The 6,694-nt window shown below is 37.3% G+C and carries 5 protein-coding genes; all 5 read right to left on the bottom strand.

Annotated elements, in window-relative coordinates:
• Positions 1 to 416: WG repeat-containing protein (locus ACTBZY_RS02835; protein ID WP_463044814.1), on the bottom strand; the 416-nt coding region annotated here is incomplete at its 3' end.
• Positions 417 to 673: 257 nt separating this feature from the next.
• Entirely contained in the window at positions 674 to 2,440 is a 1,767-nt protein-coding gene (locus ACTBZY_RS02830; protein ID WP_463044813.1) for an ABC transporter ATP-binding protein, read from the bottom strand.
• An 85-nt stretch (positions 2,441 to 2,525) separates the two neighbouring features.
• On the bottom strand, positions 2,526 to 3,812 hold the full coding sequence (gene hemL / locus ACTBZY_RS02825; protein WP_463044812.1) for a glutamate-1-semialdehyde 2,1-aminomutase: 1,287 nt from the start codon (positions 3,810 to 3,812) through the stop codon (positions 2,526 to 2,528).
• Positions 3,805 to 5,478 carry an ABC transporter substrate-binding protein gene (locus ACTBZY_RS02820; protein ID WP_463044811.1) on the bottom strand — a complete coding sequence of 558 codons (1,674 nt, stop codon included), beginning with the start codon at positions 5,476 to 5,478 and terminating at the stop codon, positions 3,805 to 3,807. Before ACTBZY_RS02820 ends, hemL begins: the two co-directional genes overlap by 8 nt.
• Before the next feature lie 70 nt (positions 5,479 to 5,548).
• The coding region (gene yidC, locus ACTBZY_RS02815; protein WP_463044810.1) for a membrane protein insertase YidC at positions 5,549 to 6,694 on the bottom strand (1,146 nt) is incomplete at its 5' end.

The raw sequence follows: 6,694 nt of genomic DNA, 5'->3' as shown, positions 1-6,694 counted from the left end.
GATTCAAACGTGTTAGATATTACTTCATTTCCGTTCTTATCTAGGTAACCATATTTGCCATCTTTTTTGAAAAGGGCTCTGTTTCCTTGAAAAGCTTCAAGTGCTTCATATTGAATAGGAGTTAATAATTTCCCTGAAGTAGAAATAAAACCGTAGTTTTTACCTTTTCTTAATATAGAAAAGCCGTTTTCGAAATCAGAAGCATTGTCGTAATCGCATGATATGATAATGTTTCCTTCCTTATTCAGGAATCCAAACTGACCGTTTATCTGAATTTTAGAAAGGCCATCCTTAAAAGAGTATCCTGCTGTAAATCCCTGAGCCGCTGTTTTATCTGGACCAGTGGCATGAATGAGCGTAGAGGATAAAAATAGAATAAGTATGGTTAAGGCAGTAATAGATTTTTGCTTGATCATGATAAGGGGCATTTATTTACCTACCCAATCCCAAATTCTATGCCAAATACCTTATACGTTTGTTATTATTCGACTTTTTTAATGATTAATCCTCGATTTAAAAGCTAAATAGCTAATATTTTCAAAAAAAGAAGATTTAATCTCTTACTGCTTGAATGCCCGTGCCAAATTTGTGTTTAAGCCAAATTTTTTGTTGAAAAGAAAAGAAAAGGGCTTAATCTTGACTTTCAAGATACATTTTGTTGGGAAAAAGATTTTTAAGTCAAAGCGGCCGCGTATTGCATTTCGTAAAGGTTAGCATATGCTCCTTGTTTTTTCAAAAGCTCATCATGGGAACCTATTTCCACTATTTTCCCCTTATCTACCACCACAATCTTATTTGCTTTTTGAATGGTGCTTAATCTGTGGGCAATAACTACAGCGGTTCTTCCCTTCATCAGTTTTTCAATGGCCTTCTGAATAAGCTCTTCAGATTCTGTGTCAATCGAAGATGTAGCTTCATCTAAAACTATAATATTTGGGTTTTGAACCATGGCCCTTACAAAAGAGATGAGCTGTCTTTGACCTACAGATAGGGTAGCCCCACGCTCCATCACATTATAATCATAGTTCCCTGGTAGCTGCATAATGAATTGATGCACACCCACCATTTTTGCCGCTTCTATAATTTGTTGGTCAGAAATACTATCATCTCCGAGCGTAATGTTGTTTCTAATGGTATCAGAGAATAAGAAAACATCTTGAAGCACCATACCAATTTGTCTTCGAAGATGTGATAGCTCGTATTCCTTTACATTTATACCATCAATTTTTATATCCCCTTTATTGATTTCATAAAAACGCGTTAATAAGTTAACAATAGAACTCTTTCCTGCTCCTGTGGCACCAACAAACGCCACCGTTTCTCCTTTTTTAACATGAAAGGAAATATCCTTTAAAACATAATTATCATCCTTATAAGCAAACCAAACCTTCTCAAAGCTGACCTCTCCTTCAATCGGCGTGGTGATAGTGCCATTATTTTGCATAAATTCGTCACTATCTAAAACTTTCAATATTCTATCTGTACTCACAATTCCCATCTGAAGCGTATTCACCCTGTCCGCTATCATTCTAATAGGTCTGAAGAATTGATTGATAAACATAATAAAGGCCGTAATAGTACCGAAAGTAACATCGGCTGCGGGATTCAAAATCTCTTTGGCACCATACCAAACCACCAAGCCCACACCAAGAGCAGAAATGACTTCTACCACCGGATAATATACCGAGTAATAAAGTACAGACCTGATGTTGGCGTCTCTGTGTTTCTCGTTGATGTCTAAAAACTTTGAAAATGATATTTTTTCTGAATTGAAAACTTGCACCAGACTCATGCCTGTAATCTGCTCTTGCATGAAGCTGTTTAAATTAGAAACGGCATTTCTGACTTGGTTGAAAGACTTTTTTACCTTCTCTTTAAAGATATAGGTGCTAATAAGCATGAGCGGAATGGTGCTTAAGCTTATAAGCGATAAACGCCAGTCTGTATAAAACATGACCGCCATGATTAGGATGAGTTGAAGAATATCCCCAGCGATAGCCGCAAATCCGGAACTAAAGACATTTGAAAGTGTCTCAATATCTGAAATGGTTCTGGTTACCAGTCTTCCAATAGGTGTTTCATCAAAAAACCTGAGCTTAAGGCTAAGGATTTTGTCATAAAGCTCTATTCTAATATCTCTAATAATATGCTGACCTAGCCATCCCGCTAAATAGGTATTGAAAAAAGAGAGTAAAGAGGATGTAAACAATAGCCCAATCATTATCATGAGCATTTTAGTCAGCTCAGAATAGCTGCCACTTGTAATGGGCCCGTCAATGGTGTATTTTATCAATAATGGCATAATAGGAGACATAACAGCTCCTAATAATATGAACACCACTAACATTATAAACCGACCTTTATAAGGGTTTATGAATGTGAAAAGCCTTTTTAAAACAGCCTTATCAAAAATTTTTCCGCTTACTTTTTCTTCTTGCAAGATTTCGCTTTTTAGAGTCTTTACCTAAAACTACAGACCAAATGTTTTCGTTCAGATATTCTAAAGGAAGATAGCTCGTATATTTCTAAGCTATTTTCTCTAAGCTTTTTCTGTTGGCTGTTAGAATATCCTTTATATCCTTTGTGCTTAGTGCCGCAGATATAAACATCGTCTCAAACTGAGAAGGTGCCAAATAGATACCTTGCTGTAACATATTTCTAAAATAATTACCAAAAGCTACCGTGTCTGAGGTCAGAGCAGTTTCAAAATTAACCACTTTTTCAGCAGTAAAGAATAAGCTATACATAGAGCCCACCTGATTCATAGTGAAAGGTAGACCAAGGTCGTTTAAGTCTTTTTTTATTCCATGAACTATCTCCGAAGTAGTCTGCTCTATTTGTTCATAAACCTCAGGATTATCTCTTAAGTGACGTAGCATGGTCAAACCAGCAGACATGGCTATAGGATTTCCAGAAAGTGTTCCTGCTTGGTAGACAGGCCCTGCCGGACTTACATAATCCATCAATTCTGTTTTCCCACCATAAGCACCTACTGGCATTCCTGCTCCTATAATTTTACCTAGGGTAGTCATATCAGGAATTACGCCAAACCTTTCTTGTGCCCCGCCTATGGCAAGCCTAAAGCCTGTCATGACTTCGTCAAAAATCAAAATTATTTTTTCTTCGTCACAAATTTTTCTCAAGCCTTCTAAGAAACCTTCTGCGGGAAGTACGCAGCCCATATTTCCTACTACGGGTTCTAAGATAATCGCAGCAATCTCGCCTTTATTGGCAGCCACTAAAGTTTTAACGGCTTCTAAATCGTTATAAGGTGCTAGTAAGGTGTCTTTGGCTGTACCCACCGTTACACCAGGGCTGTTTGGTTCGCCCATGGTTATGGCACCACTTCCGGCCGCTATTAAAAAGGAATCACCATGACCATGGTAACAGCCTTCAAATTTTATAAACTTATCTCTTCCCGTAAACCCTCTAGCCACTCTTATGGCAGACATGGTAGCTTCTGTGCCAGAGTTAACCATTCTTACCTTATCAATAGAAGGCACGAGTTCCGAAATGGTTTTAGCCATTTCTACTTCCAAAGAAGTAGGTGCTCCAAACGAGAATGAATTTTTTAGAACTTGCTGCACTTTCTCTTCAACGGGCTTAAAAGCATGCCCTAGCAGCATTGGCCCCCAAGAGTTGATAAGATCAATGTATTGATTGCCATCAACATCATATAAATAGGCACCTTCGGCTCTATCCATAAATATTGGATTTCCACCTACAGCTTTAAATGCTCTTACAGGAGAATTTACACCTCCAGGGATATATTTTTGTGCTTCAGCGAAAAGCTGGTTACTTTTTTCAGTCATTGATATTTACTAATTCGAATCTTCCGTGGTTATATTTTACAATTGGAACCAGTTTGTTTTCAAAACTCTTGTTTGAATAATTGAAACCAGAAAGAAGAAGGTCATCCATTTGAGGGCTCTCATTGAGGTTTAAACGGAATATTTCTTTTCCATCTTTTAACATTCTGGCATAAAATAACATCATGTCATAGCCTAAATAGGCATAGTAAGAAGGAATCATCTTCATTCTTTCGATATAAGCCATATTGAAATCATGGACAGAACTTTTTTCTGGATTGATAAATTGTGGATAGATGATATATAGGTTTTTGGATAACAGGCTTCTAGAGACAGATTCCATATTAAAACAGGCGTCTGTTGCTATAACCGTGGAGTCTAATTTGTTTTGACTCAGAGCTCTTATCATCTTAGGACCAAATTTAGAATCACCCGTCATAAAAACGTGACCTACATTCTTCTTATTAATAATGGAAGACTGGTCGTCAAACCTTTTTTCCTCGATTATTTTATAACCTCTTTTCTTGGCTGTAATACCGTAGATGTGAGCCAGAATAGAATCTTTTCTGGAACCATCGTGATAGATACTAACCGTCTTTTGTCTTCCTAAAGATTCTACGTAGTTTAAGCATTCTTCCGCTTGAGTTTCATTGGATGCTTGTACCAGAAATCTTGAATCCGAGTCGACTATGAGGCTTCTGCTATTAGAAATAGGATGAACTTGGAAGATTTTATTCTTGTCGGCAAATTCCTCAGCAAGTTTATTTGGTCTGCCGTAAAGTGGACCAAAAAACAAGTCGATCATCTTGAAATTTTTATCATTCAAATACTTCTGAAGACTTTCTGGGGTCTTAATAACATCAAATCCGTAAAGCTTTACGGGGATTTTTTCTTTGGCAAGTTTTTCTGTGGCCATCTTCATGCCCATATACATGTCGTAAACGAACCTGTTTTCGCCTGTAGCATCTTTTATATTGATGTCTTCTAGTTCAAAAGGCAGTAAAACTCCTATGTCTATAGTTTTGTCGTCATAGCTTCTTTCATAATTAACTTGACCATTTGTGGAGCGGCTGCCCTCTTCTGGTAAAATCTCAAAAAGGTCTGTGAGTTTATCAGATAGCTCTAAATCCGTTTTGGTATTATATTTTCTGCTTTGTATCCTTTTTACCAGTGTCTCCGCAATGACCCTTTCATTCGGGAATTTTTGATTTAGCTCCTTAAGAAGTAGAATGTTTTCGATTTTTGGGATGTCTGTTTCCAGTAAGCCTTGTACATCTTCTTCTAGTTCCTTAGCGTTTATTCTATTGAGGAAAGAAAGCCCTTCTTCATAGTATTTATCTTTAAAGTTGGCGTAGGCATATAGGTAATAAACCTCATCTATTTTCGACCAATCAGGGTATCTGGTAAATAAATCTCTCAACGAAGCCCTAGCCTGGTAGGCTTTATTCTCCTTTAAAGAGGCCAGAGAAAAATAATAGAGGACATAAGGAACCACCGCATTATCATAGCTGGGAGAAGAAAGGGGCGTTAGCTTCTGTAAAACACCCTTAAAGTCTTCTTCGGCGTATAGTTGAACAGCCGCCTTATAATCTAAAAGGTACTCTTGGTCAGACCGTTGTGCGGAAGCCAAATGAGCCAAGAATATAAATCCTATTACGAAATAACGCATATGTCTTTTGGGGTTCTATAGTAAAAAAACAAAGATGTTCTGTACTAATCAACGCACAGAACACCTTTTATTATTTGTTTTTATTCTTACGCTGCTTCAAATCTTGGGCTTTTTGTTTATTAGCTTCTTCCTGAGCTTGAAGTTGCTTTTGCATATAGTCCGCAAATTTGTTTTTCTTTTTAGGCTTCGTAGCGTAATTCTTTTTGTTTTCTAGTAATACCGCTCTGATTTTATCTTCATCTATAAACCTCTTAACAGTAAGCTGCTGACCAATAGTTACTAAGTTAGAAACTAAATAGTAGAAACTCAAAGCTGCAGGGAAACTGTTCAAAACAAAGAAGAAAACCAATGGGAAGACGTAAGATATCTTTTTCATATCTATGGGTCCTGGCTGCTCTGGCGTAATCTGATTATTGTAATAAGTAAATGCCAAACTGGAGATGGTCATTAACACAACAAAAAGACTCAAGTGATTTCCTATAATCGGCAAACTGGTAGCCCAGCTAATAGGTGCATCATAAGTAGAAAGGTCATTTGCCCATAAGAATCCTTTCTGACGGAACATTTCCATGTTTGGAAAAAGGAAGAAGACAGACATTAATATAGGCATCTGAAGCAGCATAGGTATACAGCCACTAAGCGGACTAACGCCTACCTGCTGATAAAGCTTCATGGTTTCTTGTTGAACTTTAACGGTGTCATCACCAACTCGCTCTTTAATTTCTGCTATCTCAGGAGCTAAGATCTTCATTTTAGCCGAACTGGTATAAGATTTATAAAGTAATGGTGTTAAAGCAAATTTGATGATAAGAACCACTACAATAATAAGGAAACCGTAATTAGAGAAGAACTGCTCTAACCAGTTAAAAAGAGGTACAAAAACGAACCTATTAATAGGTTTTACAATGTCATAGCCCAAATAAAGGTTCTTGGTGAATCCTTCAGAAATTGGCTTAAGATCTTTAATCGTGTTTGGTCCGAAATAGAAGGTGAAATTTCCTTTACCTGAGGTCAATCCGCTATATGGGATTTGGGCAGAAACGGTAGCATCTTTTACGATTACAGTGTCATTTTTTGGCGTAAGAAGGGTCAAACTTAAATTTTCGAAGGCCTCATTTTTGCTCACTAAACCAGTGGTGAAATACTTTTGTTTGAAAGTAAACCAGGTGATAGGCGTTTCAGCTTGCTCTGTGTCATCACCAACGCTTCCTAGACC

Source organism: Arcticibacterium sp. (assembly GCF_055134445.1).
The sequence above is the reverse complement of the archived record's forward strand: the minus strand, read 5'-3'. Positions and strand labels throughout refer to the sequence as shown.